Origin of the sequence: Pantoea sp. FN0302 (assembly GCF_050113775.1) — a bacterium.
In the GTDB taxonomy this organism is placed as follows: Bacteria; Pseudomonadota; Gammaproteobacteria; order Enterobacterales; family Enterobacteriaceae; genus Mixta; species Mixta alhagi.
This window is the reverse complement of record NZ_JBNJSM010000005.1, coordinates 146,095-160,349: the sequence shown is the minus strand read 5'-3', so window position 1 is coordinate 160,349 and position 14,255 is coordinate 146,095. Positions and strand designations below refer to the sequence as shown.

The window sequence follows — 14,255 nt, the reverse complement described above, 5'->3', positions numbered from 1 at the left end:
CCCGAGCATGTTGAAATATATTAAAAAAAGCCTTGCGTTAAGTGCTGTTGTTAAAACTAAAATGGCGACCGATGAGACGCAACGACTTGAGTGGCTAAAAGAGCGGTTAAAAAGCCGGTTCGGGGCACCCTTTGGTGTATATATGACAGGTATCCCCCTGGCTATCAGTACGATACTTTCCATTTTCTCCTACGCTATGCCGCAGGCCTCTGTCTGGATGCTGCTGTTTCGTTGGTTAGAACTACCTGAATATAAAGTGCTGATGGGGTTATTTCTTGCGGCAGTAGTGTATTGCGTGGTTATTATTAGTACGATGTTACTGACTGCGCGCGGCTCTTTGGTTGGATTCAAGTTGCACCTTGCCGTTATAACACTGACAGGCATAATAGCTATTTTCTATTTTATCTCTGCCTGGTTTTCTCTCTTATCCGGCTCCGTTAATAATTACACGCCGCAAATAACATCTGTCTTAGGGCTGGTATTCTTCATTCTGAATATAATGTGGATGAATTCGCCGGTTTTCTTCCGGTCAATAGCGTTGACGTTACATAATCGGGTATGGCGCAAGCAGCTGAAAACAGAGGCACAGCATATAATAGGAGGCAAAGGTTAATCTTGTACTTTAGCGTTAAGCTACTGGATGCTGCAGATATTTTCACTGCAGCCAGTTCAGCTCTATTCATTTAATATCACTCGCCGGAAAGCCTACTGCAAGCAGTTTCAGCGCCAGTCTGCGCACCGTCAACAAGAAATCATAAGCTGTCGTTTCCCAAAGCTCCGGTAAGAAATCGTGGCCATATCGATTTTTAAACTCCTCATCCAAATGGTCTTTGTAGCAATCTATAAAATCATCAACTTCTACTGCCAACTCGTTCAACATCCATTCCGGCGCAACCTTTATGAATAACCCGATGATACCTTCAACCGTGTCCTCATCATCATTAATGATGTCGTAATCCTGATTAAAATATCCCTGAATCAACTGATCGAGGTGATGGAAGTTTTGCATAATTCACCTATGGGGTTGGAAAGGCAGTAAGGATATAGTAAGGCTTTCCGTTATATTCCTGAATATCAATGACGATACGGACAGCATGCATACTGATTCGCTGAGTATTTCCACGCGCGTATCCATAGCCTATTTCCCGCCCGGCAGGATAGTTAATAGTAAGACGTACACCATGCTTACCGCCAGCCAGCGCAGATTTGATGCCATCCCGGTTAATATAAAGCGCTCGTGAAATAACGTTCTCAGCAACATCTAAATTTTAAATGTTGACGACATTGTGAGACGTTTATTTTGTTCAAATCGAGCCAACAGTTCATTATCTGTTTTGCCTACATGATTCGCCAGGGTATGACCGCCTCACCGTCATACCTATTTTTAATGCTGTATCTTCATCAGCCCCTAGCTGTCGAGCTGCACTCACTGCTAACTGATATGTAGCTGAGCGCGTATCCCTTCCTGATATCATCTGCTGAGCTGCGGCATGTACACTATCCAGGCTATGAGCACCGACGACCACACATCCCGCTTTAGTAAGACCTGTCGGTTCTGGTGCTATACATAGCGTTACTGCTCCGGCCATCTCGACGCCTCCAAGCAAAACGCCTAATCCACCAAGCAGTCTGTTACTTAGAGTCTCGGCTTCAGTTACTGTCTTGTCTGAAAGAACGGCCGCCAGCTGTACAGGCGACATTACAATTCTCATTCCACCATCATCCATAATGACCTTCCTCAGATTGTTAGAGCCTGAAACTTTCTTTAAAACGGAATGAAAAAGATTTTAGCCAGAATACTTCATATTTCACACCCTTAATTAACACCTATAAAATCAAAAAATTAAATAGAAAATATTAGCGAGGAATGAAGCATATCTTTCACTGCGGGTATGTATCAGTAAGTTGATGTAGATTGAATCAGGTTGACTTAGGTTGAGTGAAAAAGCGGTAAAACCTTGCAGATACTGGATTTCAGACACAAAAAAAGCCCCCCTGGGCGACTTAGTTGCATCATTTGGTGCGAAGGCCGCACCGCTATTCTCGACATAACCACCTGAAATAATTGAAATTGAAAAATAAGAGAACCGCCATATATACTCACATGTATACTCAACGCGATTCTCTGAAAGTTCGTTTGCCTTAAAATTACTCCTCATCATCTTCCACAGGTTCTAACGCATCAAGCGCGACTCGCACCATAGCAATAGAACCAATACGGATGAAAGCATCTTCTCCATCTATGTCAGTTAACTGATACCGCTCGGTTGATTCCGGCTCTGATTCAAGAATGTCAAAAAATGCATTCAACTGACCGATATCGCCATCACTTTCGTCCTCGGACTCATCTGGCTCACAGTAAAGCTCAATAACCGGACCACCATTCACCATGGTGATATGGACATTCCCATATCTTTCTTCATTTGCCTCTTTATCAGGGATAGGTGGAAAACCATCAAACAAGAATTGGTGGAAAATCACCTCTCGGGCATTTAAGGCATAACGATGCTGTTCAGAGTCGAAAACAAAGAAATGCTCATAATCAGGCGCTGCTCTTTCCTGAAAGTATGAGAAAAAACGACGCTTATCAGCCGGGGAAATGGGTAACAGCAAATAATCTTGCTGCCCTCGTAACCAGAGTTTCACCGTCCAAATGCAGCCATCCATTTCAATACCACTAGCGGCGATGCTTTCCAGATCATCATCACTACGGCTACTTTGATTGCGCACTTTTTGCAATAAAGTATCGTTACCAGGAAAAACTGCATTCAATGGTTTCTTTAAGACAGCGCTTATCGCTTGCGCCAGCCCTAACTTGGCCGCAACTTTCCCTGTCTCTATACGCTGGATCTGCTGTTGGCTGGTACCAACCATATCCGCCAATTCACGCTGAGTGATTGATAGTTGAGTACGAAGTTCTTTGATTTTGTTTTGCATGATGCCCTCCCTACTTACCAAGAAGCAATGGATATCATTAAAACACAATAAAGAGTAAAAAACACAAAAATGAGTTTTTAGTCAGTGAGAAATACTCGCTAATGTGAAGAGCATCTTTTCATCGTTCTTCTCTGGTATGCCAGAGATCCACGATATAGATGTCATTGTCACGAAGTTCGTAGTGAACCTCGTAATCATCGAATAATACTTTTCGGACTTCCCGAGGTTCATACCGAGTCTGCTGTACGCCAATTGCCGGATGCGCTGTAAGACCAGCACAACCAGTAATCAGACGATCCAATACGTCATCGGCGTGCTGGCGGCTGTACTGAAGGGCGAAACGGTAGATACGCTCCAGGTCATCCTGCGCTTTAAGCGTCCAGTAAATTTCCATTTATCAGGATTTCTTTAAGCGATTAGCAAAATCCACCACATCCGAGTGGCTCACCACGCGACCGGCATCCACATCGGCAAGACCGGCCTGGATGCTCTGGTGACGCCGTTCTCTTTCGGCCAGCATATTGGTCAATGCTTCTTTAATAATCCAGCTCTTAGAACGGTCCAACTCAATTGCCAGATTCTCAACAGCAGCAGCCAACTCAACGGGTATCTGTGCGCTGATGGTTTGTTTAGTAAGCGAACCCATAGGGATTACCTCGTTTAATAACATTTAATAACTCCTATTAAGATTAGCATAGAGGTGCCTATAAAAACATCACATTTCATTTCGCAGGCAACATCCCCGGAAAGTGCTTCGCCACAATGTCATTCATCCTCTCCACCAGATCCAGACGCTTAAACGTGATATGTCCGCTGCCCTTCTGAAAGTAGCGAATGGTGAACATATCGTCTTCGAAGACCTGTTGATGCGGATTGCCGCGCACGAAATCCATAAATCGGATGGAGACATCATGCCGGTTGTCGGGAATGGTTTTCCCATCCAGCAGGTAGAACATCCGTTCCAGATCGGCTAACTGGTCGCGCCGCCAGCCCCAGTTCAGACTGAAGCCCCATCTGTCATGCTTCACCAGATTATTGACGATAATCTTCTTACCGAAATAACAGGGATTATTGGTTTTGTAGTCCCAGCTTAACCCTTTAAATACATTGATAATCCCACGCTCGAAAACATCCTGCTTATTGTGGTGGAGTTGTTCAAAGGTACTCAGGATGTTGGCTTCACTAATAGCCGGGAGATCGCCCTCCTCCAGGTTCTTTGCCCACTGACTGCGGGCTTCGGCATCCATCAGAGTCAACATCCCGGACTTCAGCATGAGATCGCGCCAGATACTGCGGTCGATATTGCGGGTAATCACCGGCATCGCTTTATCTACTGGTTGCATCAGCCAACAGTCAAAGGAATGGCCCTGTCGCATCGCCCAATGCTCCGCCACATCACCACCGATGCTGGAGGTTAGCCGTGAGATATCATCAAGCTTATGGATCAGGATTTCTATCAAGCTCAGCGCAGCATCACGTCCTGTGACGATGCGTTCGATACTGGTTGAGCAAATTAGCTCATTATGATCAGTTAAGACTTCAGCTTCTGTTTGCATGATTTTTGTCCGTATAAAAGCAAACACGCCTGCCGGGAGTGGCAGGCGCATTATGCAATGAGTAAATAAGGAAGACAGATCGGGAATGTAATTTGGGAAGGAGGCTCGCAAGATTCAGCGCGTCGAAGGATGATGACTTCGCCGCAACAGGCCGGTTGCCTGCCGCGCCCGCAAAATGTCTACAGCCCGCAGATAAGGCGATTGTTCCTGCCAGCTAAACCCTCTGCGATCGATACGAACCAGCTCGTACTTTTCCACCAGAAAGTTAACGGCATCAGCCAGTGTGATACCGGCGTTAATATGTTCCTGAATGACTGTTTCATCGCAGAATGGCGTGTCATTCAGAGTCAGGCCATAGTGTTGCTCCAGCAGACGGGTAAGTAGCGTTTGCCAGACAACCACGGGCGGCGGACATGGCTTAGCCGCCCGCTGAGTTGTTGCAGGTAAGGTTTTCATGGGGTTGTTCTCGTTAAGGTTGAGGCTAAAGTCGGTCAGCGTTGAGTTGGGTAAATGACGATGTAGACGTAACCATAAGAGCCAAGCGTGTCAGCTTCACAGGTAAATCCATCATGGTACAGGGTGACACAGTGCGCATAACGGGGGTTTAGTTCCCCAGAAAGTAGCATTAACTCCATCTGCTCCACGAAATGCGGAAATGCTGCATTCAGTTTGCGGCTCTCAGCTTCATTAAAGGTGCCGGTGACACCGGCCCGGTCAGCCAGGTAATGCAGTTGATTTCCTTCCTGTGCCAGTCGTGCTCCTACACGCGGCGTGATATCGCGTCGAAGCCCCCATTCGGTGGGATCGTGTTTCTCCATCATTTCCTCCTGTTTTATATCCGTTAAGTAGGTGAAATTTTTCGCTACAGCCAGCCCCGTTCAGTAAAAGACAATATTTCGCCATTACCTATAATGAAATGGTCCAGCACCCGAACCTCGACCAGCCCCAAAGCGTTTACGATTTGGGCGGTGATGGTTCTGTCTGCCTTACTTGCATCCGTAATCCCGGATGGATGGTTATGGGCGACTATCACCGCTGCTGCGTTATAGCGCAGTGCAGATTTTACAATTTCACGGGGATGAACTTCGGTATGGCTGATCGTGCCGAGAAATAGCGTTTCATGTTCCAGCAGGCGATGTTGATTATCGAGGTAGAGTACGACAAAGACTTGAATCGCCACAGGTTTAACAGACACTTCAGAGTCATTTAAAATGACTTGAAGAGAGGTGCCCATGAGCGGTAAGCGTTATCCCGAAGAGTTTAAAATTGAAGCAGTCAAACAGGTTGTTGATCGTGGTTATTCTGTTTCCAGCGTTGCAACACGTCTCGATATCACCACCCACAGCCTTTACGCCTGGACAAAGAAGTACGGTCCGGATTCTTCCACTAATAAAGAACACTCAGATGCTCAGGCCGAGATCCGCCGTCTTCAGAAAGAGCTGAAGCGGGTTACCGACGAACGGGACATATTAAAAAAAGCCGCGGCGTACTTCGCAAAGCTGTCCGACTGAGGTACGCCTTTATCAGTGACAACACCTGTTGCTGGCCTGTTCGCCTGCTCTGTCGGGTGCTGGATGTTCATCCCAGTGGCTTTTACTCCTGGCTTCAGCAGCCGCATTCACAACGCCATCAGGAAGACCTGAGACTGACAGGACAGATTAAACAGTTCTGGCTGGAATCGGGATGCGTCTATGGTTATCGCAAGATCCATCTGGATCTGCGGGATAGCGGGCAACAGTGCGGAGTCAACAGAGTCTGGCGACTGATGAAAAGTACCGGGATAAAGGCTCAGGTCGGATACCGGAGCCCGCGGGCACGTAAAGGCGAGGCCAGTATCGTGTCGCCCAACAGGCTCCAGCGACAGTTCAATCCGGATGCTCCGGATGAGCGTTGGGTAACGGACATAACCTACATAAGAACCCACGAAGGCTGGCTGTATCTTGCCGTGGTTGTTGATCTGTTCTCACGCAAAATTATCGGCTGGTCAATGCAATCCCGGATGACAAAGGCCATTGTCCTGAACGCATTACTGATGGCTGTATGGCGGCGTAATCCTCAAAAAAAGGTGCTGGTTCACTCGGATCAGGGCAGTCAGTACACAAGCCATGAGTGGCTGTCGTTCCTGAAATCACACGGTCTCGAGGGCAGCATGAGCCGTCGCGGTAACTGTCACGATAATGCGGTTGCAGAAAGCTTTTTCCAGTTGCTGAAGCGTGAACGGATAAAGAAAAAGATCTACGGAACGAGGGAAGAAGCCCGCAGCGATATTTTTGATTACATCGAAATGTTTTATAACAGTAAGCGTCGGCATGGTTCTAGCGATCAGATGTCACCGGCAGAATATGAAAACCAGTATTATCAACGACTCAAAAGTGTCTAGATTATCCGTGGCGATTCAACTTCTCGTTCCTGTCGCGCCAGATGTAGTTGTAGCCATGTTTTCGTACAATTCGCGGCAAGAAACTGCTCACCAGGCTGGCGCAGGTATTTCTCCAGCAGGCGCATGGCGCGGCGGATAATACGCTGTTCATTCACCGGGAAGGCTGGGGGTAAAATCAGTTCAGGCATCGGGGGTCCTTTAAAGCAAAAGCCCCGCAACCGGGAGTTACAGGGCTATCAACAAACTCGAATAAGCGATTCATGATGCAAGTTGCAGCATATTTTCAGCCATCACCCACAACGCGCGATTGAGCTTCAGATCGCCGTCGATTCCTTTCACAGCACGAGTATGGGTGCGCTTTCCTTTGGTCGTTCGTCCCAACAGGCCACCTTTAATCAGGTTTTCCTGAATACGTTGATAAGTGGTCCACAGGTCGTTGCTTTCGTCCTGCCAGCGGCGTGAAGAGAGTATCTGCGATTCCGTCACCGGTTGGTGATCTTCACCATAACGATATGTCAGCGCTGCTTTTGCCAGTGCCTGCTGTGCTGGTGGAGGTAACATCAGCGACTGCATGGCATCGCGCCTCTCCTCCACCCGGTCAAATATCCCCAGCACTTCATAAGCCCCTTCAATGACTTTCTCCACCACATTGCCTTTATGTGGCACACGCACCTCGCCAAAACTCTCACCACAAATCAGTCCATTTTGGCAAACCGATCTGAATAGCCCCGGCAGCATCTGGTACGAGCTGGAACCATCGTGGCTGTTTAGCAGAATGATTTCCGGCACCTGCTTGCCGGTGATTTTCCCCTCTCGACGCAGGCGCAGCATGTGTTTAGTGTGCTCTCTCTTACTCTGGTCGCGCACACGGGTCTGGCAGGCAAAGAACGGCTGAAAGCCTTCACGTTGCAGGTTGTCGAGCAGGGTAATGGTTGGGATGTAGGTATAGCGCTCACTACGGGATTTATGCTTTTCTTCGCTGAAAACACTCGGTACATAATGTGCTAATTCGTCGCGGGTTAACGGGCGATCACGGCGTACCAAGTTAACCGCACCAAAGCGGCTGGCTAATCGGGTCATGGCTATTCCTTATTTAGAGATTAAAAACGAAAAGGCCATGCTTCCCGAAGGAGGCATGGCCTGATGTGTAGTGGGGTGTTGTGCTAAGTTGGGACTTGGCAGAATCAAATCTAAGCCAGTTATGATGCCTTCTTCCCGGCAACCGATACTGACAGTGGCTGGTAATACTGTGGGTCGAAAATGGACAGTGGCAGCCTGACCTGGTAGCCGTTGCGCTCTTCAGTCGCCTTTATGATTTCAACAGTGCTGACGTTTTCGACACATTCATGCTCCAGAAAAGCATCCTGAGAACGAGTGGCATCACTGTCACCAAAGGGGGCAACATCCATGGTTCCCGTAGCCAGTGTGTTGCCCGACTTGTCTTTCAGCCGCAGCGAAACAGCCAATGGGCCAAAACCCATACCACTACCGCCGTTATCCAGGCGGAACTGATACGAACAGATATTACCAGGAGTCCACACCGTATCGGTGTTGCGGATGCTGATATAGCGTTGTTCATCTGCGTAAGCGGAGGATGGAAGGCACAACATTAAACCGACAATGAGAGATAAAGCTTTAGCAGTTCGATTAACGAGTGGCAGGATATTGCTGCAATCAGGTTTTGCAAATATCTTTACCATTGTGGGAGAAGGTATAGCGATAACCATCTGATAATCCTTTTCCATCATTTTTTCCTTTGATGGTTATTGAGAAGAAATTAGCAGTTGCCTGTGCGACGACACAATTCCGCCAGGCTTTGCTGCGCCACCCATTGCTGTAGCTTCCGATCCTCTTCCGAGCGCTTAGCCGCCAATGCGGCCTGCTGTTGTTTATTTACGCAGTTATCCGGAATGACCGTAACGACTTGTGGGCTGAATTTCTGCCTGACTTTAGCCAGTTCGTTATCAATATTATCGACCTTAGGATAGCTGTAGAGAACGCTCTCCTCTGCTTGTAATCGGACTGAGTACTTGTTGTCGATGATAGCGAAATAACAGCCTTCGCCTTTGTCTTCTCCCTGATAAACCGTTTCAATGTCATTGTAGGTTTCACCGACAGGACTCAGTTTTAGTTGACGAATAGTGTGGGTTTTCTTGTCGGCCAGGAAAATGGGACCGCCGCCACGGACACGTAACAGAAACTGCTTCGTCCATGGGTAGTTATCAATCACGCTGGCCTGATAGAGCATGTTGTGCAGCGTATTGTCATCCATACCATCAGCTGATTTCCAGCCGTTAGCCTGCATGTACTGCCAGGCTTTGACAGAGCCGACGATATTTCCAGCATCAGCCGGAAAAACTGTCCCCAGGCAAATGCTGGCAGCCAGCAATGTAGTGGTAAATAATTTCATCGTGGTTATTCCTTCTGAGGTATAAGCCCGTCTTCAGTTGCGACAAGCAATGAATGGAAAAAACGAAAGTGTGGTAAAGCCTGAAGAAAATCTGTGCGGGACAGGATGTCGCGCACGGCGGTATCCGGGGTAAAGCTGTCGTTGTGGAGCGTGACAGCCCTGATATCTGCAAGTGGAAATGCGGCAACTCGAGCCTGATACTCACCCGTCAAATACCACTCTCCTTCACGTAGAACCAGCCGATAGGGAGCAAGACCTGTACAGCGGCAACCGTTACTGAGTAGTGTCACCTTTCGATGCTCCGATACCGCGCTTACTAACCGAGTGAATACGCCTGAGTCTGGGGATGAAAACTGGGCTGTTCCCTGCCAGATAAGGCAAGGAGACTCCCCTGGTCCGCTCAACAGTGAACTGACCAGATGGTTATCCATATCAGGAAACAGAGCTTCAACGCCTGACTGGCGGGCAAATGTCATTACCGCCAGCTCTCTCTGGCGGCTACCGGATAACAAACGGCATCGGCCTTTGCGATACTCCAGATCCAGATACATCAGACGTTCCCGAAAGTCCCGGCGTAGAGTTCGAACCGACACACCAAATTCAGTTGCCAGCGCTCGTAAATCCAGTGTTTCGCCAGCCACCAGGCGGCTGATTATTAACGACAGTCGGACGGCAAGCCGATCATGACGACGTTCAACCTGAGCCATGACGCAGGTTCTCCAGTGAGATAATTAGCTGAAAATAAAATGATTATTGTAACGAGGGGGTGGGACAGGGAATGGACACCAGAAGACGTATTTTTTACAGTTGCCAAAATCAACCATGACAGGGTGTAAAGGGGAACTCTCGAAATTCAGTAGCTTATAAAACATTAGAACGGACAGGGTATGTCCCGAAGATAATGGCAGGTAAGCCAGCTCAGAAGAAAATCCAGTCCCAAACGGCACGGGCAACGGATGCTACGGCATCGCGAACTGTACGAATGACCGCTTTTAGTGGCGCGGCAATAAATGATGCCGCTTCCGCAGAATCAAACACCTCACCTACTGCCCTGCCGAAACTCTCACGTGCCTGCTTTTTTACCGGCTCATTGCATAGCCTCCCATGCAATTGCGTCGCCACTGGGCTAGTGGCACGATCCGGAAGGCAACGCATCATGGTTTCTACCATTGATGGTAGATTCCATTCTGTTCTCGCTGAGACAGCACACACCGGATGGAGCGGTGAAAATAACTGACGAATGGATGCCAGCCTGGCCTCAATATTCACCAACTGGTGCGGTGATGGTGCATTGCCGGTGACATACCACTCATGGCTTGGCTCAATTTTGTCAATCTGATTAACTACAAACAGTACCCGTTGTTGGTAGCCAGTCATCACTCGCCGATAGAAGCATTCATCCACAGAGAAGGCTCGATCATCGGCTTTTATAACCCACAAGATGAGATCGAGCTCGGGGAGAATATTGCGATATAGAGATTCATATTCTTCATCCCGTTGCTCGCTCTCGCCTAGTCCGGGTAGGTCTACCAGTATCAGGCTATGCTGGCCCCTACTCAGGCGAAATCGTAGTACGTCACGAGTGCAGGCGTGGACATCACTGATGGGAGTAACCTCACTTTGGAAAAGCGCATTACAGAGCGACGATTTACCTACACCTGTTTTACCCATGATCCCGATGACCGGTTCGTAGAGAGTGAGCTTGTAAATATGGTCAAGAATATGTTTGCCAATGGCATGGGGGAGTGACGCCAACGGTTCCTCGATGGCTTGCAGACCTTCTGATTTTTTCATGAAACGACCTCAGACAGAAAAACACCCCCCGAGTCAGAATGGCTTCGGGGGCATTCAATGAAATAATATCTGTCTGAATTTTTTTAAAATGTTATCACTGCTTTGATCTTTTATTTTTGTATGCAGCCATAATTGCATGTTCAACTACTTTATCGTTTGATATGCATTCGTCTAAGGCTAACATCCTTAACATACGGTGAGTATCTTCAGAGATGTGAACATTGAGCGGCTTAAGCTTTTTGGTTATTTTGTTTTTTATTCGATTCTTTTGTGTTGACCATGCACTTTTAAATTTTAGGTTAAATAAACTTACTGTGTCTGGTGATTCTGAATTCTTCTTTTTCCATTTAAAATAAACGGTATAACACCACGCAATAATTTCGTCATTAGCCTCACCACAGATATACTCACTTGAAGAAGAAATGTTATTTTGTAGATATTTTTTCAACCAAGAAGAAATTTTCTTATCCAGAGAAAGAAAATCACTAAACATATCATCTTTCTCAATTAACCTAGCCCATTCCACCCCTTTATTTTTAATATACTCCGCAGGCGTGCTATTTAACGGCCAAGCATGTATTACTTTCCTGATATTTTGTATCCTAACAGAATGATTAGGTTGTAATGAATCGGGGGACAACGGCTCAAGAATACCCAACCCTAACTTCATTTCGTTTAATTCAGAAAATAGCTCGCATGCCAACCACAAGCTTGCGCGAATATCATTTACAAACCACCCCTGATCCACTTCGGAGGGGATGGTGATTTCATGGAATTTATCCACAGTGGCGAAATAATTTTCTATTTCCTGTTCTTTACAACCAAGAGACAGGCAATGTTTTCTGACTCTATCTTGATAGTAGCGATAATTTTTATCTCCTGTATGCGGTGGACAGTGAATGCCCTCTTGTAATAGTGCATTTCCCAGAAACTTTATCATCTCTTCATCACTGCGTAGTACCCTAACCATTTCATCTTCCTTTTCTTTGAACAAAAATCACTTAGTGATTAACGGTGGTTTCAGGTTTAATTAAAGTGGTTTTACAGGCATTTACAGTATATTTCAAGTAAATAAATAATATAAATTACCTTTTAAGATACGCAATCAAAGGGTTAACTGCATCTACTACTAGCATCTGTTGAGTGGCGTTATTGTGAAAAAGAGTCATGCAGGAAAGTATGGCTACCTAAGGGGTGTAGGTCTGCTTAGAATGATGCCCAGTAAAATATATGAGCAGGGTGAGAAAAGTGTTTACAAGTATGTATCAAATGATGTTAAGACTGAGGGAGTTCTACGGCATAAATTTCTGGTAAACACTACATTGACTTGTGACTCGACCATCAATTTGCATTGAGCCTCTCAATCATAATCCCGCATGGTGCTCACTTATCATCCCAGTAGCGGAATATGCAAAAAACTCAATAGTAAGGAATTAAGGTTAATTAATATTATTAAAGGAAGTTAATAGAAGAGCCTCTTATTGCATAAGTGGATTTATAATGAAAAATATACAGGAAATGATAATAGGCTGAACTGACTGAAAATTACAGAACCACCTCTTCCTTTGAATCACTACTGAGGAAGGAAAATGAAAAGACCATATAACGCCAACCCAAATTATAAAATGGATGGACTATTGCTGACCGATATCAATACGCATATGGAGGCGATGTTCCAGCGTTTCGCAAAATTACTACCTTTCAGAATCGATTTTTCCTATAAAAAGAACTCAGCAAGCTTTGGACATGCCTGCAAACATTCAATGTATAACGAAGTCCAAATATTGATTAAAGAGTTCGAAAAATCCCTTCCGATTGTGGGCTATTACTGGGTGATAGAGTACACGAAGAGAAAAGGACTGCATGTCCATTTTGTTTGCTATCTGAATGGGCAGTTTCAGAACTGTCATTATCCTGTGTCCCGAGCAATGGGGAATATTTGGAAACAAGTGACAAATCATGATGGATATCATCACCTTTGCGTCCCCAAAGATATTTACGAAGTCAAAATTGGCAAGGTTATCCGACATTTTGATACGGACGAGATCGATGATCTGCGTTATGTCATTAGCTATCTGGCTAAATGTGAGCAAAAGGAAAATGGCATCATCGCGGGTAAAAGCGTGATACCGGTAAGAAGCAACCGAGGTAGACCACGCATACGCTGAACAACCTTCACTGACTTTTTACAGATTCACCGGTTGGTATGTCGGAGCTGGCATAAGTAATCATTAACCACGACTCCGGCTAACCCAATGCTACCGGAGAACTCAATCATGACCATCAAACCTTCCTTACTTGAAGACCAATTTGTCGATATGGCTTTCATTACCCGTCTATTAAGCGTCAGTGATAAGTGGATATACCGACTCATCAAAGATGGTGTCTTTCCGAAACCCATCAAGCTGGGGCGCAGTTCCCGCTGGCTACAAAGCGAAATAGAGTCCTGGTTGCAGGAGCGTATCAGCCAGTCCCGTCAGTAATCACCTTTGCGAAAACCATCAGCGTCATCTCCCCAAAGCCAATATGACGCCAGTTTGAATACAGCACATACGGATAATCCCCCCATGCAAGATACAATCGCTCGCTATGATTTTTTACTCAAAACCTACCAAAGCTGGCTTACCGATCTGACCAAACTGACTGTCAGGCATGGAATATGCCATCAGAATATTTATCCCAGCCATTACCTTACGCTGTCGACACTCTACTTCCCGGATACCGGCCCTGTACCTGGGATCGTGCCACAGTGCCTGTACCGAATGATCTATAACAAAACCAAGCCAGAACCGCTGAGTATTCAAAATGATTTACGTCTTAGCCTGGAGACTGACGGGCAGTTACTTTTTACTCACGGAGGCCTTGAAGGTGTATTGCTTAGCGAGTGTGTCAGGCTCAAGCAACGCTCACTTGCCAATAAACTGATAAGCCTGCTTCAGCAGTTCAATAACGTGGAGTATCGCCATAAGCTTGTTTGGCTTTTCTGGTATGACCGTATGCTCGGAGCGCCTCTTGACGACTGGCTGGAGAACCTTAAGAAAATGAATGATGAAGAGTTCTGCTTTTGGCTGTTACAGCGTCAGGAAGAAAACTCAGAGTTAACCCATTTAATGGATGAATATGTGAATTTTACGCACTACTGAAGTTATCCTGCCCCGCACCAAGTGTTCATTCTTCA

At 46.3% G+C, this 14,255-nt stretch carries 21 protein-coding genes and 1 pseudogene; 5 read left to right on the top strand and 17 right to left on the bottom strand.

Annotation, left to right across the window (positions count from 1 at the left end):
* The first annotated feature begins 7 nt into the window (after positions 1-7).
* Positions 8-613, top strand: coding sequence for a hypothetical protein (locus tag ACQE32_RS17180; RefSeq protein ID WP_427022144.1), 606 nt, complete (start codon positions 8-10; stop codon positions 611-613).
* 66 nt (positions 614-679) lie between these two features.
* Here ACQE32_RS17180 and ACQE32_RS17175 read toward each other — a convergent pair whose 3' ends face one another.
* The 10 genes and pseudogenes from ACQE32_RS17175 to radC all read right to left on the bottom strand — a co-directional run bounded on the left by ACQE32_RS17175 (position 680) and on the right by radC (position 5,727).
* Positions 680-1,009, bottom strand: coding sequence for a contact-dependent growth inhibition system immunity protein (locus ACQE32_RS17175; RefSeq protein ID WP_427022143.1), 330 nt, complete (start codon positions 1,007-1,009; stop codon positions 680-682).
* Positions 1,010-1,016: 7 nt separating this feature from the next.
* Positions 1,017-1,253, bottom strand: a pseudogene (locus ACQE32_RS17170) (RNase A-like domain-containing protein); the annotation flags it as partial.
* A gap of 8 nt (positions 1,254-1,261) precedes the next feature.
* Positions 1,262-1,318 (bottom strand): hypothetical protein, encoded by a 57-nt coding sequence (locus ACQE32_RS17165; protein ID WP_427022173.1) that lies wholly within the window; start codon positions 1,316-1,318, stop codon positions 1,262-1,264.
* Positions 1,319-2,148: 830 nt separating this feature from the next.
* Positions 2,149-2,937, bottom strand: a complete 789-nt coding sequence (locus ACQE32_RS17160) for a helix-turn-helix transcriptional regulator (RefSeq protein WP_154902780.1) — start codon at positions 2,935-2,937, stop codon at positions 2,149-2,151.
* Between the two features lie 118 nt (positions 2,938-3,055).
* Positions 3,056-3,331 (bottom strand): type II toxin-antitoxin system RelE/ParE family toxin, encoded by a 276-nt coding sequence (locus ACQE32_RS17155; RefSeq protein WP_001683517.1) that lies wholly within the window; start codon positions 3,329-3,331, stop codon positions 3,056-3,058.
* 3 nt (positions 3,332-3,334) lie between these two features.
* Positions 3,335-3,583: a CopG family ribbon-helix-helix protein gene (locus tag ACQE32_RS17150; RefSeq protein ID WP_154902789.1), complete on the bottom strand. Its 249-nt coding sequence runs from the start codon at positions 3,581-3,583 to the stop codon at positions 3,335-3,337.
* 76 nt (positions 3,584-3,659) lie between these two features.
* Entirely contained in the window at positions 3,660-4,493 is an 834-nt protein-coding gene (locus ACQE32_RS17145; RefSeq protein ID WP_427022142.1) for a DUF4942 domain-containing protein, read from the bottom strand.
* Positions 4,494-4,607: 114 nt separating this feature from the next.
* A complete protein-coding gene (locus ACQE32_RS17140) occupies positions 4,608-4,949 on the bottom strand; it encodes a TA system toxin CbtA family protein (RefSeq protein ID WP_154902778.1) in 342 nt (113 codons plus the stop codon).
* Between the two features lie 35 nt (positions 4,950-4,984).
* A complete protein-coding gene (locus ACQE32_RS17135; protein WP_154902788.1) occupies positions 4,985-5,311 on the bottom strand; it encodes a type IV toxin-antitoxin system YeeU family antitoxin in 327 nt (108 codons plus the stop codon).
* A gap of 44 nt (positions 5,312-5,355) precedes the next feature.
* Entirely contained in the window at positions 5,356-5,727 is a 372-nt protein-coding gene (gene radC / locus ACQE32_RS17130) for a RadC family protein (protein ID WP_427022141.1), read from the bottom strand.
* On the opposite strand from radC, the gene ACQE32_RS17125 reads away from it, so the two are divergent.
* Positions 5,726-6,873, top strand: a protein-coding gene (locus tag ACQE32_RS17125) for an IS3 family transposase (RefSeq protein WP_427022140.1) whose coding sequence is annotated in 2 segments (ribosomal slippage) — positions 5,726-5,963 and positions 5,963-6,873 — 1,149 coding nt in all. Because the reading frame shifts where the segments join, the coding sequence is not laid out codon by codon here. The two genes, radC and ACQE32_RS17125, sit on opposite strands and share 2 nt — an antisense overlap.
* Here the strand turns inward: ACQE32_RS17125 and ACQE32_RS17120 are convergent.
* The 7 genes from ACQE32_RS17120 to ACQE32_RS17090 form a co-directional block, all read right to left on the bottom strand.
* The gene (locus tag ACQE32_RS17120) at positions 6,870-7,061 is read right to left on the bottom strand and encodes a hypothetical protein (protein ID WP_427022176.1); all 192 of its coding nucleotides are present in this window, start codon (positions 7,059-7,061) and stop codon (positions 6,870-6,872) included. The genes ACQE32_RS17125 and ACQE32_RS17120 overlap by 4 nt on opposite strands.
* A 70-nt stretch (positions 7,062-7,131) precedes the next feature.
* On the bottom strand, positions 7,132-7,953 hold the full coding sequence (locus ACQE32_RS17115; protein ID WP_154902776.1) for a DUF932 domain-containing protein: 822 nt from the start codon (positions 7,951-7,953) through the stop codon (positions 7,132-7,134).
* A 119-nt stretch (positions 7,954-8,072) separates the two neighbouring features.
* Positions 8,073-8,483, bottom strand: a complete 411-nt coding sequence (locus ACQE32_RS17110; protein ID WP_154902787.1) for an IrmA family protein — start codon at positions 8,481-8,483, stop codon at positions 8,073-8,075.
* A gap of 167 nt (positions 8,484-8,650) precedes the next feature.
* Positions 8,651-9,283 (bottom strand): hypothetical protein, encoded by a 633-nt coding sequence (locus ACQE32_RS17105; RefSeq protein WP_427022139.1) that lies wholly within the window; start codon positions 9,281-9,283, stop codon positions 8,651-8,653.
* A gap of 5 nt (positions 9,284-9,288) precedes the next feature.
* On the bottom strand, positions 9,289-9,990 hold the full coding sequence (locus tag ACQE32_RS17100) for a WYL domain-containing protein (RefSeq protein ID WP_427022138.1): 702 nt from the start codon (positions 9,988-9,990) through the stop codon (positions 9,289-9,291).
* 211 nt (positions 9,991-10,201) lie between these two features.
* Positions 10,202-11,077, bottom strand: coding sequence for a GTPase family protein (locus ACQE32_RS17095; protein WP_427022137.1), 876 nt, complete (start codon positions 11,075-11,077; stop codon positions 10,202-10,204).
* Between the two features lie 94 nt (positions 11,078-11,171).
* Positions 11,172-12,047, bottom strand: a complete 876-nt coding sequence (locus tag ACQE32_RS17090; protein ID WP_427022136.1) for a hypothetical protein — start codon at positions 12,045-12,047, stop codon at positions 11,172-11,174.
* Between the two features lie 619 nt (positions 12,048-12,666).
* Between ACQE32_RS17090 and ACQE32_RS17085 the strand changes: the two genes are divergently transcribed.
* The 3 genes from ACQE32_RS17085 to ACQE32_RS17075 all read left to right on the top strand — a co-directional run bounded on the left by ACQE32_RS17085 (position 12,667) and on the right by ACQE32_RS17075 (position 14,220).
* Positions 12,667-13,245, top strand: coding sequence for a rolling circle replication-associated protein (locus ACQE32_RS17085; protein WP_177952642.1), 579 nt, complete (start codon positions 12,667-12,669; stop codon positions 13,243-13,245).
* 108 nt (positions 13,246-13,353) lie between these two features.
* Positions 13,354-13,560: a helix-turn-helix transcriptional regulator gene (locus ACQE32_RS17080; protein WP_024474298.1), complete on the top strand. Its 207-nt coding sequence runs from the start codon at positions 13,354-13,356 to the stop codon at positions 13,558-13,560.
* Between the two features lie 84 nt (positions 13,561-13,644).
* Positions 13,645-14,220: a hypothetical protein gene (locus ACQE32_RS17075; RefSeq protein ID WP_154902772.1), complete on the top strand. Its 576-nt coding sequence runs from the start codon at positions 13,645-13,647 to the stop codon at positions 14,218-14,220.
* Positions 14,221-14,255: the final 35 nt, after the last annotated feature.

Excerpts from the sequence above, each read along its gene's own strand:
- ACQE32_RS17180 (WP_427022144.1), top strand. The coding sequence starts at position 8 with ATGTTGAAATATATTAAAAAAAGCCTTGCGTTAAGTGCTGTTGTTAAA.
- ACQE32_RS17175 (WP_427022143.1), bottom strand. The coding sequence starts at position 1,009 with ATGCAAAACTTCCATCACCTCGATCAGTTGATTCAGGGATATTTTAAT.
- ACQE32_RS17160 (WP_154902780.1), bottom strand. The coding sequence starts at position 2,937 with ATGCAAAACAAAATCAAAGAACTTCGTACTCAACTATCAATCACTCAG.
- ACQE32_RS17155 (WP_001683517.1), bottom strand. The coding sequence starts at position 3,331 with ATGGAAATTTACTGGACGCTTAAAGCGCAGGATGACCTGGAGCGTATC.
- ACQE32_RS17150 (WP_154902789.1), bottom strand. The coding sequence starts at position 3,583 with ATGGGTTCGCTTACTAAACAAACCATCAGCGCACAGATACCCGTTGAG.
- ACQE32_RS17145 (WP_427022142.1), bottom strand. The coding sequence starts at position 4,493 with ATGCAAACAGAAGCTGAAGTCTTAACTGATCATAATGAGCTAATTTGC.
- ACQE32_RS17140 (WP_154902778.1), bottom strand. The coding sequence starts at position 4,949 with ATGAAAACCTTACCTGCAACAACTCAGCGGGCGGCTAAGCCATGTCCG.
- ACQE32_RS17135 (WP_154902788.1), bottom strand. The coding sequence starts at position 5,311 with ATGGAGAAACACGATCCCACCGAATGGGGGCTTCGACGCGATATCACG.
- radC (WP_427022141.1), bottom strand. The coding sequence starts at position 5,727 with ATGGGCACCTCTCTTCAAGTCATTTTAAATGACTCTGAAGTGTCTGTT.
- ACQE32_RS17120 (WP_427022176.1), bottom strand. The coding sequence starts at position 7,061 with ATGCCTGAACTGATTTTACCCCCAGCCTTCCCGGTGAATGAACAGCGT.
- ACQE32_RS17115 (WP_154902776.1), bottom strand. The coding sequence starts at position 7,953 with ATGACCCGATTAGCCAGCCGCTTTGGTGCGGTTAACTTGGTACGCCGT.
- ACQE32_RS17110 (WP_154902787.1), bottom strand. The coding sequence starts at position 8,483 with ATGTTGTGCCTTCCATCCTCCGCTTACGCAGATGAACAACGCTATATC.
- ACQE32_RS17105 (WP_427022139.1), bottom strand. The coding sequence starts at position 9,283 with ATGAAATTATTTACCACTACATTGCTGGCTGCCAGCATTTGCCTGGGG.
- ACQE32_RS17100 (WP_427022138.1), bottom strand. The coding sequence starts at position 9,990 with ATGGCTCAGGTTGAACGTCGTCATGATCGGCTTGCCGTCCGACTGTCG.
- ACQE32_RS17095 (WP_427022137.1), bottom strand. The coding sequence starts at position 11,077 with ATGAAAAAATCAGAAGGTCTGCAAGCCATCGAGGAACCGTTGGCGTCA.
- ACQE32_RS17090 (WP_427022136.1), bottom strand. The coding sequence starts at position 12,047 with ATGGTTAGGGTACTACGCAGTGATGAAGAGATGATAAAGTTTCTGGGA.
- ACQE32_RS17085 (WP_177952642.1), top strand. The coding sequence starts at position 12,667 with ATGAAAAGACCATATAACGCCAACCCAAATTATAAAATGGATGGACTA.
- ACQE32_RS17080 (WP_024474298.1), top strand. The coding sequence starts at position 13,354 with ATGACCATCAAACCTTCCTTACTTGAAGACCAATTTGTCGATATGGCT.
- ACQE32_RS17075 (WP_154902772.1), top strand. The coding sequence starts at position 13,645 with ATGCAAGATACAATCGCTCGCTATGATTTTTTACTCAAAACCTACCAA.